This is a genomic window from Elizabethkingia miricola (assembly GCF_001675285.1).
In the GTDB taxonomy this organism is placed as follows: domain Bacteria; phylum Bacteroidota; class Bacteroidia; order Flavobacteriales; family Weeksellaceae; genus Elizabethkingia; species Elizabethkingia miricola.
Genome location: NZ_LSGQ01000007.1, coordinates 262,657 through 285,061, shown reverse-complemented (window position 1 = coordinate 285,061; position 22,405 = coordinate 262,657). Strand labels below are relative to the sequence as shown.

The following is a 22,405-nucleotide window of genomic DNA, read 5'->3' as shown; positions in this document are numbered from 1 at the left end:
ATAAACTGCGGTTTTTCTTACATTGATTAGTTCTGTTTAACCGTTGCCGGTTTTTCATCTTTCTTTTTTACATTTTCCTGCCATCCGTCTTCCGGCATTAGCATTGCTACAATTTTATCTTTTGTAAGATATTTTTTAGCTACAGCCTGCAGGTCTTTTGTAGTCAGTGCTTTTACCTTCTCCTGATAGTTCAGAATCTCATATTTATCACTACCATCATATTGGTTTTTAGTAAGAGCATTCATCCAGTACATATTGTCTTTCATATTGGTCTTATCATCGTTATACTCTCCTTCTTTATACTTATCCAGATCTTTTTGCTCCGGTCCGTTATCTATAAGTTTCTGAAGTTCGGTCAAAGCACTTTTAGTCAGTTTCTCTGCATTTTCCGGTCCACAAGGGAAACTTATACTGAAGTTAAAGGACCCGTATGGAACTTTGCTCATCCCACCTCTGGCACCACCACCATAAATACCACTTTCATCCTCTCTTAATTTTTCAATTACTTTTATCGTTGCTACTTCTCCCAGCGCAGATAATGCCAGTGCATCTTTTTCGCTATATGGAGCCTCACCACTATAAGAGATTGTTACTAAACTTTTAGGATCTTTTCCTTTTTTGTACACTTTATTATAATCTCCAGTAATCTGTCTGTAACCGGAATCTTTATATGTTGTTGGTTTTCCGGCAGAAGGAAGACTTGCAATATATTGTAAAACTTCATTTTTGAATTTAGCTTCATCTATATTACCTACGAAATAGAATTGGAAATTACCGGCATTCGAAAACTTGTCTTTATAAATATCATAAGCCTTCTTATAGTCCGTATTTGCCCAGTCTTTTTCCATTGGAATTATACCAATAAATCTTGGATTCTTCTGGTTCATAAACTTAGCATGTTCGCTGGAAAAATAGAATTGGGGATTGGACAGCAGGTTATTCAGCATAGCAGACTGCTTTTCTTTATATGCATTGAATGCTGCCGGATTATAGTTTAGTCCTGTAAAATAAGCATAAATAAGTTCCATTGTGGTGCCCAGATCCTTTTGGGTTGTTCTTCCTGAAATCCCTTCAGTATAATTGCTAATAAAAGGGTTTACACTCACCTGTTTGCCTGCCAGATAATTAGTTAGTTCTGTTTTGTTCAGCCCATTCACTCCTGCCTCTGACAATGCAGAAAAAGCAAACTGGGTTTTGTTATAGTCTGAGTCCGGAATAAGAGAGCTTCCACCTAAACTTCTGGCTGTAAATACAATTTCGTCATCTTTAAAATCTGTCTTCTTAAAGGTAACCTTGGCACCGTTACTCAGTGTCCATGTAGTCGTCCCCAGCTTAGCATCAGTGTCAGTTTTCGCTATTTTTCCTTCGGATTTAAATGGCTTTACCAGGTTTTTAATCGTTGCCTTCTCTTCATAAGGTTTAAGGTCTGCAACTTTTACATCATCAAAAGTTTTCAACACCATTGCTTCTGTAGGCATTGTAACGTTATCTTTTTTAGGTCCGGTAATCACAATAACACGACTGTCATCCTTTACAAGTTTTTTGATAACTTCATTTGTCTGAGCAAGTGTTACAGCAGGCAGGCTTTTCTTGGTATATTCATATTCCCATACAATTCCCGGTATTGGTTCATGTTCCAGAAAATTTCTTACATATTCATCAACCAGCATTCCGCTTTCTGTTTTATCACGGTTGTTATAGGATCTTTCAAGGTTGGATAGAGTTTGTGCTTTAGCCCTATCCAATTCCGATTGGGTAAAACCAAATCTTTTTGCTCTTTCTACTTCTTCCAGAAGAACTTTCAACGCACTAACCTGACCACCTTCTTTTGTCATTGCAAACCCCTGAAAAGCTTCTTTACTCCTTGCATATGTTCCGCCGTGGTAAACAGAACCATAGGTAAATGGAGGATTGGTTGAGTTTACAAGCTCTCTCAACCTGTTATTCAGCATGGCAGCTGATATATTTTCAACCAGACTTTGGTCATACTGCTCTATAGTAACATCGGGCTTATAGGTTTCTTTATCTTTTATGATAAATCTTACCATGGAGCTTGTAGCATCCGGATCTGTTTCAATAGCTACTAATGTTTCTGCATGATTAGGAAGGTCAAAAGATTTTCTTTCTCTTACATTTTTAGGATTCGGATATTTACCAAAGTTTGTTTTAATCTTTTGTTCAACTTCGTCTACGTTAATATCCCCTACTACAACTATAGCCATAAGATCTGGTCTGTACCAGTCTTTATGAAACTTCCTGATTACATCTGGCTTAAAGTTTTCCAAAACTTCTTTTTTACCAATGGGCAGCCTTTCTGCGTATTGGGACTTGTAAAGCATTTTAGGAAGATACCTGTCCATCATTCTCTTATCTGCTCCTAATCCTAGTCTTAGCTCTTCTAATACAACTCCTCTTTCTTTATTGATCTGTTCATCCGAAAGAGTTGCATTAAATGCCCAGTCTTCCATTACTTTTAAACCTGAATCCAGATTTCCGGGTTTATCTAACGGCACAGGCAACATGTATACTGTTTCGTCAAAACTTGTATAGGCATTAAGATGCTGTCCAAATTTCACTCCAATAGATTGTAAGAAATCTACCAGCTTGTTATCTGGGAAATTTTTGGTACCGTTGAAGTTCATGTGTTCCATAAAGTGAGCAAGTCCTCTTTGATTTTCATCTTCAAGAATAGAACCTGCATTAATTGCCAATCGGAAATCCACTTTCTTCTCAGGCATTGTATTCTTTTTAATATAATACTTCATACCGTTCGGAAGCGTTCCTGTCCTTACAGAAGGATCAACCGGAATGTTTTGTGCAAAAATATTTGCTCCCGCTAAAAAAATGACAGCAAATGATAGTAAATTTTTTTTCATGTAAATACTTTTTAATTTGAAAACTAAAAGTATTAATATTTTTCAATTACATAAAATTTACTTCAAAACAATATAGTTAAAATAAAGTTAATTGTAATAAAATTAAAAAAACCGCAGATAAACCGCGGTTTTTTTAACTAATTATTATATTTATAATATCTAGCTCCTTTCAGAACCGGATTTTCTGTTTCTGTATAATCCAGTCCGAAACCTTTCTTATCAGCTACAACTGAATTTTCTGCCTGTTTGCGGTGAAGCTTTTCATAAGTAGCAAAATCAATGGATTGACGTTCCTTCAGATTTTCGAAGAGATTCCATTTTTCAACAACACTTTTCCAGTTAGTGCCTATTGTAGCTTCGAAAACTTTTGACTTAGAACCGCTCCCGTAAGCAAAGAAACCTATTTTCTTTCCGCTAAGATCTTCACCTTCATTAGCAGATACCTGCAGTGCAGACAGTAATGCCATAAATACTGAAGCAGTATACATATTACCAATTTCTGAAGATGCACGCTGAGAAGTTTCTATTTTTTCATTTACCAGAGCCTTGTAAGCATCACTTCCGGCAATAGCTTTCAGATCCTCATTTGTAGCATGAGGCAGGTTGTTTTCAATAGCGAAAATTTCACTAAAAATTCTTTTACCATGGAATGCATAAGGCAAGTGAAATATCAAAAATCTCCAATCTGCAAATGCATTACCGGAAACACCTTTCTCTTCTTTAAAGTGCTGGTAAGCTTCACGGATCCTGTCTTTAAAACATTCATTTGAATATTGTCCGTCGAAAACAGGTTCATCGGAGAATACTTCAATTTTATCAGGAAAACTTGCCGGAGCATTATTCAGATCTGCTTTATTATAGTGTCTTCTTGGTTTGAAGAAATCAAAAACACTTTCCATTCCTATTCCCCAATGATTTTCTATTTCCAGTAAATTTGGTTGAGAAGAGACTAATAAAGCTACAGCTCCGCCTCCCTGTGTATACTCTCCACCTGAAGCCAGTTCATATTTCGCATAATCCGATGCTATAACTACTGCTTTCTTACCAGGATTTACTCTTACAAAGTCAATAGCATTTTGCAAAGCATCTACCCCACCAATACAAGCAAAGGTCATATCTAAAGCATCACAGTTTTTGAAACTACGGCTTCCATATTTTTCTTCTAAAGCCTGTTCTACCATTTGTACAGCAAGAGTTGCTGTAGGTTTTGCAGCATCCAGAGCACTTTCTGTTCCCAGATATACTCTGCTGATCTCTTTTGGATTGATATTGTAATCATTGATCAATCTAAACAAAGCTTCTGCGGCAAATGTCGCGGCATCTTCATGTACATCTGGAAAAGCCATTTTATGGAGACCTAAGCCTTTTTCTAATTTTAACGGATCAATTCCTCTATTCTCTGCTAACTCTTTAATTTCCAAATACAAATGCGGCACATAATAAGAAGCCGCCTCAACTCCAACTTTCATAAATATTAGTTTTTGTAAAAAACCCTACGAAGTTAGGGAGTTGAATTTAAAAAGAAAAAAATATGGCGTACTATTTTATCACAGTACGCCATAATTATTGATGTTGTTTTTCTGTTTATTGAGGTAAATCCTCTGATATTTTCTGTTTTTTCGAAACTACTTTCTCCAGAATATATCTTATAGAAGAAGCATCCGCAGGTGGATTAGCTACTTTTTCTTTTTTCACTTTCAATACATATTCGTATCCAGGCTCATAAGTAAAGCCTTCAACAGACTGATACATATAACTCCAGATTTTAGCTTCTCCTTCTTTTACCAAATAGCATTTTTGCTTTCCTACACCAGTACAGTCAATTTGTTTTGAAGCCACTACAAATGTTTCGGCATTGTTTTCTTTAGCTGTCTTTTGTACGTTACACTGCTGAAGTACAAAAAGTCCTAATCCGGCTACAAATAGTTTACTAACTGCAAGTATTTTTTTCATAGAATTTATATTTCCGGCCTTAAAGACAAGAACCGTGCTAAAAAGTCTAATTTGGATTATTTTTTTCGAAAAAGGATAAAAAATTACAGATCGTAGTGGTTAGGATGCTGTGCTTTAATCACATCCACAGTTCCTAAAACTTTATCTTTTAATGTATCCTGATATTGCTGTAATTTTTCTGCTACCTGCTCATCTGCACTCCCTATTATCTTAGCGGCTAAGATACCCGCATTTAAAGCTCCATTCAATGCAACAGTTGCTACCGGAATACCACCCGGCATTTGCAGAATAGACAATACTGAATCCCATCCGTCTATAGAATTACTGGATAAAATTGGAACTCCAATTACCGGAAGGGTTGTACAACTTGCTACCATTCCCGGAAGGTGAGCTGCTCCTCCTGCCCCGGCAATAATAACTTTCAGTCCTCTCTGTTTTGCAGACTTAGCATATTCGAACATACGTTCTGGTGTTCTGTGTGCAGAAACAACCGTGAGTTCATACGGAATACCTAAGTCATTAAGGAAATTGGCTGCCTGTTCCATAATTGGTAAGTCGCTCTGACTTCCCATAATAATTCCGATCATGTTTACTTTTTTTAGATGGTCAAAGATAATGAAATTGAAAGGAAAGCCTATCGTAATTGCTCTATTCCTAAAGCCATTTTAGCAGAAAGATTAAGCAGAGGTGCTACACTTTCTTTTTTCGAAAAGGATTCCACATATTAAATTATCTTTTTTTCAGCACTTGTATTTCCTTGCTACAGGCTAAAATATAAAAACTAATAATATCTTTGCAATACTTTATTCCAATCCATTTTGAGAGACTATAAATTACTATTTGCTATTCTGACGGTGGCTATCGTCTGGGGAACCACTTTTATGGGGATACGTGTTGCAGTGGAAAGCATTCCCGGATGGTTTGTAGCAGGCATACGCCAGCTTCTGGCCGCAATTATTATGGGTACAATTCTTATATTCCGTAAAGAACTGAAATGGATTGGCTGGAAAAATTTAAGATATCAGATTATTTTCTCTACCCTAATGCTTGTAGGTGCTAATGGATTAACTACAGTTGCTGAGGAAAATGTAACAAGTAGTCTTGCTTCTCTGATTAGTGCCTGTGCCCCTATTCTGGTTTTTCTGGGAAGTTTGGCTGTAGGATTACAGAAGTTCAGTTTTCGGGCAATGACAGGAATTCTGATTTGTTTCTTTGGGATTATCTTCATTTTCTGGGACGGATTAAAAGACCTGGCTAACCCTAACTACAGAAATGGTATTCTTCTGATGTTTTGTGCCATTTCCGGATGGGCATCAGGAACGATTTTTACTAAAAAAATGAATATACAAAGCGGTAATATCTCATTGAACTTATTTTACCAATTTGCTTTTGCCGGAGTTGTGCAGATTATACTGGCCTTTATATTTTCAGACAATTACAATTTTGGAAACTGGACCTTAAAAAGTATATCGGCTATGATCTATCTTGCGGTTTTTGGGTCTGTGACTGCTTTTTTTGCTTTTCACTATGCACTCACCAAAATCACACCGATACAGGTTTCCATACTGGCTTATATCAATACTATTATTGCCATATTTTTAGGCTGGTTACTTTTGGACGAAGAAATTTCTGTGAAATTTATTATAGCAGCATGTCTTATTATCTGCGGTGTATTTATTACGAACTACAAACCAAAATCTGAACGCAGATTGGCATAATATATTAACACCAAGACACAAATTATATTCAATTTCTTTTGGTTTTAGGGCATAAATTTCTTCGCAATATTAATACTTTCGGTATGAGCAAAATAAAAAGAGCACTTGCGTCTAATTCCGCAAGTGCTCTTTTATCATTAATCTGTTGTTTTTTGTGAATCTTCCAGCAGGTTATTGAGTGCTGCCAATTCCTGTATACTTAGATCCCGCCATTTACCAATTGGTAAATCCAGTCTGATATTCATAATACGGATACGTTTCAGTTTTTTCACTTCATACCCCAGAAACTCGCACATTCTCCTAATCTGACGATTAAGTCCCTGTGTAAGAACAATTTTGAATGTAAAATTATCAATCTGTTCTACTTCACATTTCTTAGTAACCGTATCCAGGATAGGCACTCCGTTTCTCATTTTATCCAGAAACTTCGGTGTTATCGGCTGGTTTACTCTTACCAGGTATTCTTTACCATGATTATTCCGGGAACGGAGGATTTTATTAACAATATCACCGTCCGATGTCAGCAAGATTAATCCTTCACTAGGCTTATCCAGTCGTCCAATTGGGAAAATACGTTTAGGGTGGTTGATATAATCAATAATATTATTCTTCTCACGCTTGGTATCGGTTGTACAAACAATACCCACAGGCTTATTGAAAGCTATATAAACATGCTCTTCATCCGTTTTGCGAATAGAAACCCCATCCACAAAGATTTCATCCTCATCCGAGACCTTAGTCCCCATCTCCGGAAGCTTTCCGTTTATTGTGATTCTGCCTTCTTCCAGTAGTTTATCTGCTGCTCTTCTGGAGCAATAACCTACTTCTGACAGGTATTTATTGATGCGTGTTTTTTCCAAATCTTTAGTTTTCTGTATTATTCTGCAATTACCTGCACCATTTCTTTTATCTTCACCAACTTCTCCATCAGTTCCTCACGGGATTCAGCTAATACGTTAATATGTCCCATTTTTCTTCCTGGTTTGGTTTCAGTTTTACCATACAGGTGGATATATGTTTTAGGTAGCCTCAGTACTTCGTCCAACCCTGCATATACTACTTTTCCGGAAAAGCCTTCTGCTCCTACCAAATTTAGCATTCCACTAAAGATAACAGCATCTGTATCTGCTAATGGTAAGTTTTTTACAACTCTGTACATTTGCTCGAACTGGGAGTTAGCATTTCCTTCCTGACTTTGGTGTCCGGAATTGTGCAACCTTGGAGCCGTCTCGTTTACCCAAACCTTACCTTCTTTATCCAAAAATAATTCTATAGCAAATAAGCCAGGAGAATTAACTGTCTGCAAGAACTTGTCTGTAATTGCTGAGATCTGATTTTGTATATCTTCACTTAGTATCGTCGGACAAATATTAAAGTCTAATAAATTAAGTTTAGGATCTGCCACCATTTCGGTTACCGGGAAAGTTTTGGTTTCACCATCTTCATTTCTGGCTACAATTACTGCCAGCTCTTTATCTATATCTACCAGACTTTCCAATACAGATGGAGCATCCCACAGCTTTTGAAGATCATCTTCTGTACGGATTACCTGTACTCCTTTTCCGTCATAACCGCCGGTATTCATTTTTTGTACAAAAGGAAGAGGAAAGCTTATTTCCGATTTACTTTGTACGGTCTGAAAATCCGGACTAGGGATATTATTTTCTTTGTAAAATTCTTTCTGAAGAATTTTCTGTTGAATAATTTTAATAATTCTGGAATTTGGAACCACTTTTACACCTTCATTCTCCAATGTTTCTAGAGCATCTGCATTTACATGTTCAATTTCAATGGTTACAACATCTTTATCTTTTCCAAAATCCAGTACTGTCTGATAATCATTGAAATTTCCTTGTGTAAAGTAGGATATATTATGGCATGGAGCATCGGCTGCCGGATCTAGTGTATAAAATTCGTCATCGTATTTCAGAGCACTTTGGATCAACATTCTTCCAAGCTGTCCACCTCCTAAAATTCCTATTTTCATTATTTACTTTATTAGATTTATTTTTATTTCGAGCCTTCAGCAAGTAAAGACCACTATTTTATTTTACCAATTCATTTTTACTATCATCAACACAGTTATCTTTCCTGCGGGTATCGATAATATACTGTATTTTCCACTCTCCATTTTCTTTAACCATTTGAAAACTATTCACACCACAATGTGAAAATTTCCCCTGAAAATAAAACTGGTACGGTGTCCATACAGATGCCAGATTTCCATCAATATGAATAGCAGAAAAAGAAATTCTTTCTTCCAGTGTATTCTTTACAGCTTTTGCAATAGTTCTGGTAAATGCAGGAATATTCTCTGTCTTTACTTCACCGGTCTTCATTATTGTCTGCAAAATTGCCTGCTTGGTAAAACTTGATTTAATACCTGCCGAATCGGAGTCCTTCATCGCTGTAAAGAGCTTGTTAACTCCTGCTTTTACAGCTTCGGTTTCTGAAACCTGAGAGAAAAATAAATTAAAACTTAATCCCAGTATAAGTATGAAGCTGCTTCGCATAATATTATTTAAGTTTAAAATAGCCTAAATGCATTTCATTTTCCTGAACCTCAACATTACTCTTTTCGAGAACGATAGTATATTTCTCTTTCATTTTCTTTGGAAGAATGTCGCTGACATTAAAGATATCGTCGATATCCACACCATGCTTATCATCGATGTGACTTACCGCTCCTTCAAATCCCATTTGCTGATAAAATTCTGTTTGCTTTACTCTTTTTACAATTTCTCCCATTGAGGTTCCTACCATCAAATGCTGTTCGTGAAATTCTTCAAAGAAGCCAGGCTTATAACCGCCCAGATTGATGAAATATAATTGGTCTTCCGATTTCTGTGTTCCTCTTTCTACAATTTTCACTTCATAACCATCTGCAAATTTCACTTCCTGATGACAGTCAATATGAATTTTGGCTTCTTTCCAGAATTCTTTCATATCCGGAATAAGGTCATCCAGCGTCTCTGCAATTCCAAAAAATACGTCGTGTTGTTCGATATTTCTTCCTTCAGGAGTAGCACCAAGGATTACATAGAATAATTTCATAGCTCTTTCTTTGCAAAAATAGTGAAATATTATGCTTCCCTGAAAATCAGATCTGATAAAATTCCAGCGGCAGCTGATCCGGATCTTGGGTGAAAAAGAATTCTTTATCGGTAAATTCGTCAATACGGACGTCTTCACACGCTAATCCTTTTTTTATCAATTCTTCTCTTTTGGAATTTATATCCTCTACAGCGAAAGCCAAATGTCTTAATCCACAAGACTCTGGTCTGGACGGACGTTCAGGTGGATTCGGAAAGGAAAATAATTCTATAACATAATGATCCCCGATTGCAAGATCCAACTTATAAGATTGTCTTTCCTCTCTATAAACTTCACGAATGATATTAAGTCCTAAAATTTCGGTATAAAACTTTTTGGAAACCTGATAGTCCGAACAAATAATAGCAATATGATGAATGTACATTTTAAATTTTTTATGATTTATTCTGTTTATTTACGGGAACCACATCCTACACAGATACTACAAATTCAATAAAGATTCATTTTGATTAAAAAATTAACACTGATTCATATTCAATATTACGATTAATTTATAATTTTACATGAAACACTTGTGAATCTATATCAAAATTCCCAAACAGGGGAATAAATATTATGACACCCGTCAAAATATAAAAACCAAATTAACATAAAATATATCACTATGAAAAAATTTATCCACCAATTTTCAGCCAGCCTGAAGAATAATCTGTTAGTATTCCTGGCCTTTCCTTTTCTATGGACATCCTGTTCCAGAGACAACACAATAGCTTCTGAAAATAACAATATTTCACCGAATGCGGCTACCGCAAGAGCTGCAGCTACAACAAAAGCAAATATTAAATTATTCAGCTTTACAGAGGTTAATGATACTAATCCGCTCAACAATCTGAATTTTACACTAAAGAACAGTGGAAAACCTTTGGTAGATATGGTTGTTCTGTTTTCTGCTAATATTAATTATGACGCTGCTAATGATAAAGTGTTTGTAAGCAATAATCCCAATGTGCAACATCTGCTGACCAATCGTGCTAAATACCTGAAACCTTTACAGGATAAAGGTATAAAAGTTATACTGAGCATTTTAGGAAACCATGACAGATCGGGTATTGCTAATCTTTCAACAACACGTGCAAAAGCATTTGCGCAGGAGCTTAAAAATACTTGTGATCTGTATAATCTGGATGGTGTATTTTTCGATGATGAATATTCTGCTTATCAAACGCCACCTCCAGCTGGTTTTGTAACGCCATCCAATAATGCAGCTGCACGTCTGGCCTACGAAACCAAACAAGCAATGCCAAATAAACTGGTAACTGTTTATGTATACAGCAGGACGTCTTCTTTCCCTAATGCTGTTGATGGTGTAAATGCCGGCAGCTATGTAGACTATGCCATTCATGATTATGGCGGCAGTTATGATTTGGCTACAAATTATCCAGGGCTTGCAAAATCAGGTATGGTTATGTCTTCCCAAGAATTTAATCGTGGTATCTATGCTACAGCTCAGGCACTGAGAAATATTGTTACAAAAGGTTATGGAGGTCATATGATATTTGCAATGGATCCTAACCGCAGTAATTTCACTTCTGGTCAGCTTCCTGCACTTAAGCTTATTGCAAAAGAGCTATATGGTGATGAACTGGTATATTCCAATACACCTTATTCTAAGGACTGGTAGACAGCTATACAAAGCCTAATATAAAATGAGAAAACCTGTCTGAAACGATGAGATGTTTTTTGGTGTCATCTTATAAGTCTTCAGACAGGTTGTTTAATATTATTTAGTGGCAAAAGAATATCTCTTGTTTTGTACTTCTTAGCAAAAGAACGGACTATCAATGCCAGCTTGTAGCTATTTGTATTAAGACGTTTAAAGTCCTCCGTAATTTTTTTATTATTTTTCTTTACAATAATTAGCTGTGCATCTCCAGCATAAAGTCCGACAGTTTTAATTCTTTTGATATCATTCCAGACAATTAGTTCTCTGCCGAAGATTTTCACACCTTTATCACTCAATGTCAATTCAGGAAATATATAGCCAAGAATCAATTTTATAAGAGCTCCAATAACAAAAACAGCAGCCATAAAAAGTCTTAGAGTTAATATATATTTCTGGTTGTTCTTCTCCATCATTATTATAGCAGGAACAACAATTATAGCCAGAATCAAAATAAACCATATTTGAATATTCGTTTTTCTGAATATAGCTTTTTCTGGGATCTGATCTATTGAACCAAATCTAAATTTACGTAAGAACCTCCTTTCCGTTATAGCTTCTTTCCTCCATTTTTTATCTGGTAGCGGAGGATAATTACAGATGTTATTAAAATCAGGCAAAACTTGCTACCATAGAATTCAACATGGATCTTACTACTAATCTATGGAAAGGTTTAACGAAGAAAAAATACAGTTTGCCAAAAAAGTTATGGTATTGTACACCTGTAGAAATATAAATTTTGTTTTCTGGTTGAGCATAGAGCAAGGATACTTTAAAATCAAGATGTTTATCATCTTCACCCAGAATAATTTCTTTTTCTTTTTTATCCAGGACTTTAAACAACCCAAACCTTTCACCTATAGCAAAATCTGATTGCTCAGCCTGCTTCATAATTTTACTTTTTTTATCAGATCCTTTTAATCCGAACATTGCAACCAGTTTATTGCGTAATGTAAAAAGTTTTTTCACCCATGGAATGTTACTCGTAAAGAAAGCTTTTCCTAAATCTTCCGGGCGGATATTTCTTTCAGTTTTCACCTCCTGAAAATAAACATCGGTATAATCAAATTTCTGCTTAATTAATACTGAGAAAGAAGGTATTGTTTTCATATTATTTATCTTGTGAATCTTTTTTTATTTTGTCGAGATAGCTTTTCTCCAAATCATTAAGGTTTTGGAAATAGCTTTGCTTATCCATAAACAATTGTGGATTGTACGGATCTCCTTCTTTACGTTTTTCATGCAGATCGAACTGACTTGCATGCGATGCCACCCAAAGGTCAAAATCAAGCTTTTTCATTGCACCAAAGGTATAAGCATAATCGGACTGAATATTCGGATATGCTGTAACTTCAGAAAATTTCTTATCAACAATAATAGAGGGCATATTAGCTATCAGAACTCTATACTTTCTCTTCTCATCTTTTGTTTCAAAAATAAAACTGCAGGAACCTTTTGTATGTCCCGGGTGATGAAGCAAAGTCAGGGTTGTATTTCCCAGTGTTATTTTATCCTGATCTTTTAACGTTCTATCCGGAGTAATAGGTTTAAATGTCACACCATATTTTCCCAATTCATAATCGGACTTACCCCCTGTTCTCAGGACATCAGCATCTGCTTTATCTGCATAGAATTTTGCACCGGTTTCTGTTTTAAAATCCTCTAACGCACCTGTATGGTCATAATGAGCCTGGGTAAGCAGCAAGATCTTAATGTCTTTATAATTAAACCCCAGCTTTTGAATATTGTCTTTTATTATTGGAAGCGATTCTGCCGTTCCTGTATTAATGAGAATATTGCCTTTGTCCGTCACAATAAGGTAAGAAGCCAAATCATAAGTTCCTACGTAATACAGGTTACCTGCAATTCTGAATGGTTCATAAGCCTGATTCCATTCTTTAGGCATATTCTCAGGTTCTTTTACTATCTGAGCATTCAAATTCAAACTCAAACAAACTGACAGAAAAAACAGTGTAGCAAAATTTCTCATAGCAATACGTTTTAGAAGCGCATTTCATCTTTTACCACTCCACCTTTCTGGGTGAAAGGTAAAAGCTCCTGCTGAATAAATATTTTTATTTTATCACTTTCAATATCATTCGGGAACAACAGATGGACATTAGCCCCTGCGTCCAGTGTAAAGAATAGAGGTAATCCGGTAATTCTACGGAAATCCCATATTTTGTTAATCACTTCAAGAGTTCCGGTTTTCATTAGAATAAAAGCAGGATCACTCATCATCATCATTGCATGCAGTGTAAGTGCTTCGTGTTCCGTAAGTTTTATAAAACCTTCCAGGTCTCCGGTTTTCAGAATATTTTTAAGCTTAGCAAAGTTTTCATGTGCTTCCTGAAAACGTCTTTCTGCATATGGGTTTGTTTTCATTAGTCCATGTCCTACTGTAGAAGAAACACTTTTCTCTCCTTCATGGATCAATAGCACCCAGTCGTTAAAATTTTTGAATACCGGATGAATTTCATCATTTGGATATTGTACAGCATATAAATCTGAACTTCCTTCTACTTCTCTTGTATTACCCCATACCACTAATCCATTGTACAGACTGCGGCAAGCGCTTCCACTTCCCAGCCTTGCCAGGAATGAAGCTTTTTTCAATGATTCTTCTTCACTTGTATTTCCCAAAAAAATTGCATCCAGTTGCATCAGGCATTTTGCAATAGCACCAAATCCTGAAGCTGAGCTTGCAATACCAGAACTGTGTGGAAAAGTATTTTCGGTTCTGATTACATATTTACCTTTCAGAATCCATGGTAAATATTGTTCTATATTTTTGAAATATTTTTCAATTTTCTCAGCAAACTTCAACTCTTCATTTCCGGCCAGAAATGTTTGTACAGAGAAGTTTTCTCCTTCTGAAAACTCCATTGTCGTATTTGTTCTGCAATGGTTCAGCGTATAACTGATACTTGGATTGGCAGGAATCTGATTCTCATATTTCCCCCAATACTTAATCAGAGCAATATTAGACGGACAGCTTTCTGCAACCGTCTGACTGCTGATATTAAAATTTATATTTCCTAAAAATTCTTTTTCCATAATTACTACATTTTAACTGTACATCTGTTCAATAAGGTCTTTGTATTTCTCGGAAACAACCTTTCTTTTAATTTTTAAAGTTGGTGTAATCTCACCACTTCCGATTTCAAATTCTGCAGGCATCAGAATAAATTTCTTCACTTTTTCAAATGATGCCAAAGAAGTCTGAAATTCTTCTATTTTAGTTTTGTACAGTTTATTTACTGCTTCATTTTTTACGATTTCATTCCAACTTGTAAAAGGAATATTCATTTTACCCAGTTCTCCTTTCAGGAATTCAAAATTGGGTACAATTAAAGCAGAAACAAACTGTCTTCCTTCTGCCACAACCATTACCTGTTGGATGTAATTGTTATTGGACAATATATTTTCCACTTGCTGGGGCGCTATATATTTTCCGTTTGACGTTTTTAATAAATCCTTTATTCTTTCTGTAATAGTCAGGTTACCCTGATCATCAATATTTCCGGCATCACCAGTTTTGAACCAGCCATCTTCCGTAAAAACAGCTTTTGTTTCTTCCGGCTTGTTGAAATAGCCTTTCATAATGCCACTTCCTCTGGCCTGTATTTCATTATCGGCTCCGATTCTTATCTCTACTCCTGGTAATATTTTACCACAGCTTCCATACTTGTATTTTGTAAAAGGGAAAAGCGAGAGCGTAGCTGTAGTCTCTGTAAGACCATAACCTACGGTAAGGTGAAGTCCTATAGCATCGAAAAATTCTGTAACCTCCGGTGAAATTGAAGCTCCACCACAAGGTGTAAACCATAGTCTACCGCCTAATTTTTCTTTCATTTTACTAAATACCAGAAGGTCTGCTAATCCGTGCTTAGCTTTTAATCCAAAAGGAATTTCTTTTTCAGTTCTCTTCAGTTCCGCATATTGTTTCCCTATTCCCAATGACCAATTAAATATTTTTTTCTTGGTCGGAGAACTTTTCTCTACTACGTCGTGGATACCGGCATATACTTTCTGGAAAAATCTTGGAACGGTACACATCATCGTAGGCTTTACCTCGATTAGTGCATGTGCAATATTTTTAGGGTCTTCCAGAAAATAAACTTTTGCACCTCCGTATAAACTCAGAAGCGACCAGCTTCTTTCAAAAACGTGCGTCAGTGGAAGAAAGGCTAGTGAAAGTTCGTCTTCAAAGTTTTTAAATTTAAAAAACTCAAAATGAGCATCGAACTCCTTACGGAAATTTCCGTGTGTAATCATTACACCTTTTGGTATTCCTGTTGTTCCGGAAGTATATATCAATGTTGCTGTATCATCATCTTCCTTTGGACAGAATTCAAATGTTGAAGGCTGATTTGCAATAAATTCGCGAAGAAAAACTGTATTTTCCTTTTTCCCTATTACTTTATTCTTAGCAACAACAATGGTTTTCAAATATTCATTGCGCTGTAATAACTCATAACAAGTGTTATACTGCTCCTGATTACCTGCCAGAATTATTTTGGATTGTGAGTCGTTGATAATATATTCGGCCTGTTCGGCATTATTCGTAGAGTAAATAGGAACGGTAATAGCACCTAAGGATAAAATAGCCAGATCAAAAGTTATCCATTCAGCGGAATTTTCTGAATAAATAGCTACTCTGTCATTTTCCTGAATCCCGGCTGCTTTAAGTGCATTAGCTGTTTTAGCAATCATTTCGCTAAATTTTTTCCAGCTAAGTTCTTTCCACTGGTTTTCTTTTTTAAAACCAACAGCAGCTTTCAGCGCATGCTTTTCCAGGTTTCGGGTTATAATTGATTGTGCTAAATTCATTCGTTAAGACTTCAGTTTTTTGTCTTTAATATAATTGTTCAGGTGAAAGTCTATACTTTCGTCAAGCGGGATAAACTGATAACCCAGCTGATCTTTTATCTTTTTATTAGATATTTTATTATGTGCCGTTATAGCCTCTATATTGGCTTTGTTAAGCATTTTAAGAGGAGGAATAAGGAACCCTAATTTTCCGAAAATCCTGGAAAAATGTAACAAACCATCCGGAATAATCTTAGGAACAGAAAGTCCTAATTTGCTGCGTACTTTCTCGGAAAAGCTTTTATAAGTTCGGGTTTCGCTTATCGTAATAAAACGTTCTCCAAAAATATTCTTTTCCATAAGGGCTATGGATATATCGGCTACATCTCTTGCATCTACATAAGCAGAACTACCGGAAAATGTATAAGGTGTTACTTCAAAAGAATTGAACAACTTACCGCTACTTGCCTCCCAATTTCCTGTTCCCAGAATAATCCCCGGAAGTACAATTACAGTATTAAGTCCTTCTGCAGAAGCACGCCAAACCTCCATTTCTGAAAAATGTTTGGACTTGGCATACGCTGAATGCTCTAAGGCATGCTTGAAATCGGAATCTTCATCCAATTCTCCGCTTTCGTTAAATCCGTCTAAAACAGCTATAGAACTTATAAAGCAGAATTTATTTACCGAAGATCCTTCACAGGCATAAAGCAAATTTTTGGTACCATCAATATTGGTATGGTACAATTCTTTTCTGAATTTGGGATTAAAGCTTACTCTTGCGGCACAATGATATACTTCTGTAACACCTTCCAATGCTCGTTGCAAGGAATCTGTATCATCAAAATCAGCATCTACCCATTCTATTTTATTAAAATACTCTTCCGCTTTATCTGTATAGGCATGCCAGGAATGTTTCACATCGTTGATATTACTCGACGGACGTTTTGTAGCCTTTACATTGAAACCCTTTTCTAAAAGTTTCAGTGCAATGACTCTTCCTAATATTCCTGTTGCTCCGGTAACTAAAACCATCTTATTGTGTTAAAAATTCTTTGACAGCCGCGTTAAAATCTTTTGGATTTTCTGCTTGCACCCAATGTCCGGCATTTACAATTTTCTTAACCTCAGAGTTCGGGAATTGCTGTCTGATCAGAAGCCCATCCTGTGGTAATATATAATTGGAATTTGCTCCTGCTAAAAATAAAACAGGTCCGTTATAGACTCCGTATTTTACTGCATTTGTTACAAAAGTAGTGTACTTATCTGTAAGTACAGGAAGATTAAATTTCCAGCTTAACTTCTTATCTTCTGTCCAGTATAAGTTTTTCAGAAGGAACTGTATAACGCCGATTTCCGGAATATACTTTTTCAGTTCTTCTTCTACTTCCTGTCTGCTGGTTACCTGATTCAAATCTACAGTATTCAGAGCTTTAAAAATTCCCTGGTGATGTGGCGGGTATGCTTTTGGTGCCATATCGGCTACGATAAGTTTTTCTACTTTTTCAGGATTGGTAATAGCATACTGCATTACCACTTTCCCACCAAGAGAATGACCTAGCAGGTATACTTTCCCTAGTCCGTAATGATCCATATAAGCCTGAATATCATTCACCATTGCATCTATGGTCATCTCATCGGAATGGAAGCTTTTTCCATGATTACGAAGATCGATAAGGTGTACCGGCATTAATTCGCCAAATTCACGTCCGAAAGATCCCCAATTGTCCAGCATTCCAAATAAACCATGAAACACCAATAATGGTGTTCCGGTTTTATCTTGTCCGTATATTTTTGAATGTAAAATTTCCACTTCTTTAATTTTAAATAATAAAATTTAAATTCTCAACATTATTCTAACCTTCAGTATTCAAAACCTGCCACTGTGCTAAGCGCTTCAGGTAAGACTGAATAGTATTTTCCAGTCCCAAATATAAGGCTTCAGAAATTAGTGCATGCCCAATAGAAACTTCCAGTAAATTAGGAATCTTGTCTGCAAAATATTTCAGATTATCCAAACTAAGATCGTGTCCGGCATTGATGCCTAAACCAAATTCTGTAGCTTTTAATGCCGTTTCATAGTAAGGTTTTATAGCTGCATCTTTATCTTTAGGATAGTTTGTAGCATAAGCTTCGGTATACAACTCTATTCTGTCTGTTCCTGTTTTAGCAGCATATTCTACCATTGCAGGATCAGGATCTAAGAAGATAGAAGTTCTGATACCGGCATTTTTAAATTCAGCAATAATATCTGTTAGTTTATCCAGATAGGTTTTACAATCCCAGCCAGCATTAGAAGTTATAGCATTATCAGCATCCGGTACTAATGTTACCTGCTCGGGCTTTACATCCAGTACCATATCGATAAATGAACGGTGTGGGTTTCCTTCTATATTAAATTCTGTGGTTACCAAAGGTTTCAGATCATAAACATCTTTTCTGGTAATATGCCTTTCATCCGGTCTCGGATGTATTGTTATTCCCTGCGCTCCAAATTTTTGTGCATCAATAGCTATTTGTGTTACACTCGGTACATCTCCCCCTCTTGCGTTTCGTAATGTTGCTATTTTATTAATATTGACACTTAATTTAGTCATGTTCTTTATTATTGTATATAATTTACTTTATTAAACTTTGTTTACCTGTATTACTTCCAGTCCAAAATCTTGTGTTGCTACAAGCAAATGGTCAAAAATATCGGACTGTACTCTTTCATAATCACCAAGATTAGAATAGATGGTAAAACAATAAATTTCCAGAGGCATTCCCTGTGGTGTGATCTCTAGTTGACGAACCAGTATAATCTCTTTTTGTTCGATATTAGGATTGTTGCGCAGATAGTTTTCAGCATATTTCCGAAAAACTCCAATATTGGTTAACTGCTGACCATTCAGCATATTATCTGCATTGTGAAGTTCCAGCTTCTCGGAATCAATTTCATTCTTTTTGGTAATGATGTAATCCGATATCAGATTTACCTTTTCTAACTTTTCATAATCCTCCTTGTTTAAAAATCTGAAGGATTTGATATTGAAAATCATGGAACGCTTTATTCTCCTTAGATTGCCTTCCGTCATCACCTGATAGTTCCTGATTTCTGTAGACATCAGATCATAGGTAGGAATTGTGGATACCGTTTTATCAAAATTTACAATTTTTGTTGTCAACAAGCTAATATCGGTAATGTTTCCTTCTATGTTATACTTTGGAATACCAATCCAGTCGCCTACTTTCAGATTCTTGGATGTAGCCACATGAATTCCGGTAACAAATCCCAAAATGGTATCCCTGAAAACCAATACCATCACGGCAGTTATGGCTCCTAAACTACCCAGAATAGTACCACTATTGATTTTAAAAACAATTTTAATGGCGATAAAAAACAGAATAACACCACCAAATATTTTCAGCGTCTGGGATACTGCTTTGAAAGCAATAAGCTTATAATTTTCTTTAATCAGAATGTAGTAAATCTCCACAGATTTATACAATCGAAGTCCGGCACTCCCTATTACAATTAACTGCCCTATCTGAACAATTACATCCAGTATAGATTTGGTTGCCGGATGCATATTTTTATAGAAAATAGAATCCAAAGCAAAACTGCATAAACCTAATGCAATAACATGTGCCATAGCACGGGGAAACTTTGACTGATAAAGTGCTTCTACAAACGGATACTTATCTTTCTTTATAATCTTATAGAGAAAGTTGAAGAAAAGTCTTATCCCCAAGTCTACAATAAAGTAAAATGCAAGAAGAACTAAAATCTTACTGGTGACCTGAAATATCCACGCAATACTGCCATCAAAGTACTTTGCAAAGAATACATTAATGTCATAACTGATTTGCTGTAGAAAATCTCTTGTTTCCTGTAAATCATTATTCATGTAGCGGGATGTAAATTTCGTTTAATACACAAAATTAACAATTTATTCTTCACTTTCTTTAAATTCCTTACATTTAAACCAGATATTTACAATATGGAAGAGGGGCTTGTAACGCTTGTTTGCATTATTTTACTGATCATAGGAATATTGGGTACATTCCTTCCGGTATTACCCGGACTTATTGTTAGTTATGCCGGACTTCTGATTTATAAATTCGGCACCAATTCTGATATGTCCATGGGATATATCTGGATTTTCGGGATACTAACCCTTCTATCTGCTATACTGAACTATGTCATTCCTGCCAAAACCAATAAAAAATATGGCGGTACCCGCTGGGGAAGCATTGGCTCATTTATTGGCACTATATTGGGTATGTTTTTTATACCGGTAATATTCGGATTTTTAATAGGAATGCTAATCGGTGTTTTTGTTGGTGAATTACTCCACGATCGTAAAGATCATAAAAAAGCATGGAACTCTACTAAAGGAGCTTTAATCGGTTTTCTTTACGGAACCGGGTTTAATTTTGTAGTAGGCTGCGCTATGCTTATTGTAGTAATAATTGATTTATTTTAAACAAACCAAATTACATTATATGAAAGCTTATCTTTTCACCGCTTTATTAGGGCTAAGTGCATTGTCATCCTGTAAAGCAACATCTAATACCAGCTATACAGAAGGGCCGGTTATCACTCTGAAAATGGGTGAGGAAAAATCTCTGCAAAAGGAGAAATTAAAAATAAAATTTGTGGACGTTCCGGAAGATTCCCGCTGCCCTATGAATGCCAGATGTGTATGGATTGGCAATGCCAGAATAAAGCTGAAAGTCAATAATCAGACTCTTATACTGGACACTCAGGATATGCCGGACAGAAAATATGCGAAAACACAGATTTTGGGTGGGTATCAGTACACATTGGAGAGCATTCAGCCCGACAGAGTAACCAATATTGAACTTAAAAAGAGTGATTATAGCATTAGCGTAAGAGTCGAAAAAGTTTCTAAAAAAAACTAACGATATAAATGTCATCCCGACCAGATATTAATAGCCTTCTCAAAGATGAAAATCTGTTTGAGAAGGCTATTATTCTAAACAGAAATGAGTACCTGAAAGAGGCAGGCAGTACCGACACCAATATATACTTCATACAGGAAGGCAGTGTAAGAATCTTTATCTCTGACAATACCGAAGAACGCAACATTCGTTTTGGTTATTCGGGAAATATTATGGTTTCCCTTGATTCTTTTTTAAGCAATAAACCTTCACAACTCTATATTCAGGCTCTAAAAAAAACTAAAATCCTTGTCGCTTCCAAGGGCTCTTTTATGCAGTTAATGAATAAAGATCCGCAACACCTTCAACTATGGAATAGTATTCTGGAAGATTTGAACCTACAGCAGTTTGAAAGAGAAATAGATCTTCTCACCCAATCACCCCGCGAGCGTTATCATCGCCTATTAAAAAGAAGTCCACAGGTTTTCCAACAAATTCCGAATAAGCATATTGCCAATTATTTGCGCATGACCCCGGAGACGCTCTCCCGCATTAAAAAATCTTGATCTCAATCAAGGGTTTAAAAGAACCAATTGCTGAATTTTGCTAAAAGTATCGAAGCCCTGATAAGATCTTTTTTTTCTACATACTGCCGTTAAATCAATTAGCACAATGGTACAGTTAGTATAGAAAATTAATCCTTTCGTGGCTTAAAAACAGTCCGTATAATATACATTATTTTGTGGCTTTGTGTTAATCTAAAATCGCGTTAAAAAAAATAAGAAATGAAAATTCAGTTTGATCAGTTTTACAATGAATTAACCACATTGGTACAGTCGCATATCAAGATTACAGAAGAGCTAAAATCGAAAACAGAAACGAAGCTAAATCAGAAAGCTTCTGCTGACAGCTGGAGTGCCCTGGAATGTATTGAACATCTGAATCGTTATGGTAACTTCTATTTACTTGAAATTGAGAATAGAGTAAAAAACGCTTCATATCCTCCTGAAGACACATTCAAAAGTGGAAAATTAGGCAACTATTTTACTAATCTTATAAAACCTAAGGAGAAGCTTAATAAAATGAAATCTCCTAAAAATATGAACCCATTGGATAGTAAGCTGGATAGTTTTACTCTGGAAACTTTTCTTAAACAACTTCATCAAACATTAACCTTGCTGGAGCAATCAAAAGCAGTAAGCTTAAACAAAACCAGGGTTTCTATCAGTATCTCCAAATATTTAAGATTAAAACTGGGTGACACTTTTCGCTTTTTTATTTACCATAACGAAAGACATCTTCAGCAAGCGATAAAAGCTACCGGCAATATTAGAGTATAAATGCTTATCAGTGAAAACGTTTTCGCTATAGTTTCCGTTAAAAAT

At 35.9% G+C, this 22,405-nt stretch carries 24 protein-coding genes; 6 read left to right on the top strand and 18 right to left on the bottom strand.

The features are described 5' to 3' along the window. Positions 1 to 26: 26 nt before the first annotated feature. The 4 genes from ATE49_RS09525 to purE form a co-directional block, all read right to left on the bottom strand. Entirely contained in the window at positions 27 to 2,876 is a 2,850-nt protein-coding gene (locus ATE49_RS09525) for a M16 family metallopeptidase (protein WP_065081973.1), read from the bottom strand. Between the two features lie 137 nt (positions 2,877 to 3,013). After that, positions 3,014 to 4,345, bottom strand: coding sequence for a hydroxymethylglutaryl-CoA synthase family protein (locus ATE49_RS09520; protein ID WP_065081972.1), 1,332 nt, complete (start codon positions 4,343 to 4,345; stop codon positions 3,014 to 3,016). A 115-nt stretch (positions 4,346 to 4,460) separates the two neighbouring features. Then, positions 4,461 to 4,829 (bottom strand): DUF4377 domain-containing protein, encoded by a 369-nt coding sequence (locus ATE49_RS09515; RefSeq protein ID WP_065081971.1) that lies wholly within the window; start codon positions 4,827 to 4,829, stop codon positions 4,461 to 4,463. Between the two features lie 83 nt (positions 4,830 to 4,912). Then, complete coding sequence (gene purE, locus ATE49_RS09510) at positions 4,913 to 5,416, bottom strand: 5-(carboxyamino)imidazole ribonucleotide mutase (RefSeq protein WP_065081970.1); 504 nt, start codon at positions 5,414 to 5,416, stop codon at positions 4,913 to 4,915. A 231-nt stretch (positions 5,417 to 5,647) separates the two neighbouring features. On the opposite strand from purE, the gene ATE49_RS09505 reads away from it, so the two are divergent. Beyond that, positions 5,648 to 6,547 carry a DMT family transporter gene (locus ATE49_RS09505; protein WP_065081969.1) on the top strand — a complete coding sequence of 300 codons (900 nt, stop codon included), beginning with the start codon at positions 5,648 to 5,650 and terminating at the stop codon, positions 6,545 to 6,547. Between the two features lie 137 nt (positions 6,548 to 6,684). On the opposite strand, the gene rluF is transcribed toward ATE49_RS09505, so the two are convergent. From rluF to gloA2, 5 genes are read right to left on the bottom strand one after another with little or no spacing between them, the layout of a single operon-like run. Further along, a complete protein-coding gene (gene rluF, locus ATE49_RS09500) occupies positions 6,685 to 7,407 on the bottom strand; it encodes a 23S rRNA pseudouridine(2604) synthase RluF (RefSeq protein ID WP_065081968.1) in 723 nt (240 codons plus the stop codon). Positions 7,408 to 7,424: 17 nt separating this feature from the next. Further along, a complete protein-coding gene (locus tag ATE49_RS09495; RefSeq protein WP_065081967.1) occupies positions 7,425 to 8,534 on the bottom strand; it encodes a 5-(carboxyamino)imidazole ribonucleotide synthase in 1,110 nt (369 codons plus the stop codon). A 58-nt stretch (positions 8,535 to 8,592) separates the two neighbouring features. Further along, the gene (locus tag ATE49_RS09490; RefSeq protein WP_065081966.1) at positions 8,593 to 9,060 is read right to left on the bottom strand and encodes a nuclear transport factor 2 family protein; all 468 of its coding nucleotides are present in this window, start codon (positions 9,058 to 9,060) and stop codon (positions 8,593 to 8,595) included. 4 nt (positions 9,061 to 9,064) lie between these two features. After that, complete coding sequence (locus tag ATE49_RS09485) at positions 9,065 to 9,601, bottom strand: DUF1543 domain-containing protein (protein WP_059155260.1); 537 nt, start codon at positions 9,599 to 9,601, stop codon at positions 9,065 to 9,067. Positions 9,602 to 9,647: 46 nt separating this feature from the next. Next, positions 9,648 to 10,025, bottom strand: coding sequence for an SMU1112c/YaeR family gloxylase I-like metalloprotein (gene gloA2, locus ATE49_RS09480; RefSeq protein WP_065081965.1), 378 nt, complete (start codon positions 10,023 to 10,025; stop codon positions 9,648 to 9,650). 240 nt (positions 10,026 to 10,265) lie between these two features. On the opposite strand from gloA2, the gene endOF1 reads away from it, so the two are divergent. Next, positions 10,266 to 11,282: an endo-beta-N-acetylglucosaminidase F1 gene (endOF1, locus tag ATE49_RS09475; RefSeq protein WP_065081964.1), complete on the top strand. Its 1,017-nt coding sequence runs from the start codon at positions 10,266 to 10,268 to the stop codon at positions 11,280 to 11,282. A gap of 80 nt (positions 11,283 to 11,362) precedes the next feature. Here the strand turns inward: endOF1 and ATE49_RS09470 are convergent, their stop codons facing one another. From ATE49_RS09470 to ATE49_RS09430, 9 genes are read right to left on the bottom strand one after another with little or no spacing between them, the layout of a single operon-like run. Beyond that, positions 11,363 to 11,941 (bottom strand): ABC transporter, encoded by a 579-nt coding sequence (locus tag ATE49_RS09470; protein WP_065081963.1) that lies wholly within the window; start codon positions 11,939 to 11,941, stop codon positions 11,363 to 11,365. Further along, complete coding sequence (locus ATE49_RS09465) at positions 11,934 to 12,431, bottom strand: DUF2867 domain-containing protein (protein WP_065081962.1); 498 nt, start codon at positions 12,429 to 12,431, stop codon at positions 11,934 to 11,936. Before ATE49_RS09465 ends, ATE49_RS09470 begins: the two co-directional genes overlap by 8 nt. A gap of 1 nt (position 12,432) precedes the next feature. Continuing rightward, the gene (locus tag ATE49_RS09460) at positions 12,433 to 13,311 is read right to left on the bottom strand and encodes a subclass B3 metallo-beta-lactamase GOB-32 (RefSeq protein ID WP_065081961.1); all 879 of its coding nucleotides are present in this window, start codon (positions 13,309 to 13,311) and stop codon (positions 12,433 to 12,435) included. An 11-nt stretch (positions 13,312 to 13,322) separates the two neighbouring features. Beyond that, positions 13,323 to 14,378: a diphosphomevalonate decarboxylase gene (locus ATE49_RS09455; protein ID WP_065081960.1), complete on the bottom strand. Its 1,056-nt coding sequence runs from the start codon at positions 14,376 to 14,378 to the stop codon at positions 13,323 to 13,325. Positions 14,379 to 14,390: 12 nt separating this feature from the next. Further along, positions 14,391 to 16,154: an AMP-dependent synthetase/ligase gene (locus ATE49_RS09450; protein WP_065081959.1), complete on the bottom strand. Its 1,764-nt coding sequence runs from the start codon at positions 16,152 to 16,154 to the stop codon at positions 14,391 to 14,393. Positions 16,155 to 16,157: 3 nt separating this feature from the next. Beyond that, positions 16,158 to 17,168, bottom strand: coding sequence for an NAD-dependent epimerase/dehydratase family protein (locus ATE49_RS09445; RefSeq protein WP_059155254.1), 1,011 nt, complete (start codon positions 17,166 to 17,168; stop codon positions 16,158 to 16,160). Position 17,169: 1 nt separating this feature from the next. After that, positions 17,170 to 17,946, bottom strand: coding sequence for an alpha/beta fold hydrolase (locus tag ATE49_RS09440; RefSeq protein ID WP_065081958.1), 777 nt, complete (start codon positions 17,944 to 17,946; stop codon positions 17,170 to 17,172). A 43-nt stretch (positions 17,947 to 17,989) separates the two neighbouring features. Next, entirely contained in the window at positions 17,990 to 18,730 is a 741-nt protein-coding gene (locus ATE49_RS09435; RefSeq protein ID WP_065081957.1) for a pyridoxine 5'-phosphate synthase, read from the bottom strand. A gap of 30 nt (positions 18,731 to 18,760) precedes the next feature. Continuing rightward, a complete protein-coding gene (locus tag ATE49_RS09430; protein WP_059155250.1) occupies positions 18,761 to 20,023 on the bottom strand; it encodes a mechanosensitive ion channel family protein in 1,263 nt (420 codons plus the stop codon). A 93-nt stretch (positions 20,024 to 20,116) separates the two neighbouring features. Here ATE49_RS09430 and ATE49_RS09425 point away from each other — a divergent pair, with 93 nt between their 5' ends. The 4 genes from ATE49_RS09425 to ATE49_RS09410 all read left to right on the top strand — a co-directional run bounded on the left by ATE49_RS09425 (position 20,117) and on the right by ATE49_RS09410 (position 22,360). Beyond that, positions 20,117 to 20,602, top strand: a complete 486-nt coding sequence (locus tag ATE49_RS09425; RefSeq protein ID WP_024567824.1) for a DUF456 domain-containing protein — start codon at positions 20,117 to 20,119, stop codon at positions 20,600 to 20,602. A 19-nt stretch (positions 20,603 to 20,621) separates the two neighbouring features. Then, a complete protein-coding gene (locus tag ATE49_RS09420; protein ID WP_065082020.1) occupies positions 20,622 to 21,041 on the top strand; it encodes a hypothetical protein in 420 nt (139 codons plus the stop codon). Positions 21,042 to 21,049: 8 nt separating this feature from the next. Beyond that, positions 21,050 to 21,586, top strand: coding sequence for a Crp/Fnr family transcriptional regulator (locus tag ATE49_RS09415; protein ID WP_065081956.1), 537 nt, complete (start codon positions 21,050 to 21,052; stop codon positions 21,584 to 21,586). A 219-nt stretch (positions 21,587 to 21,805) separates the two neighbouring features. Next, positions 21,806 to 22,360 (top strand): DinB family protein, encoded by a 555-nt coding sequence (locus ATE49_RS09410; protein ID WP_065081955.1) that lies wholly within the window; start codon positions 21,806 to 21,808, stop codon positions 22,358 to 22,360. The last annotated feature ends 45 nt before the right edge of the window (positions 22,361 to 22,405 follow it).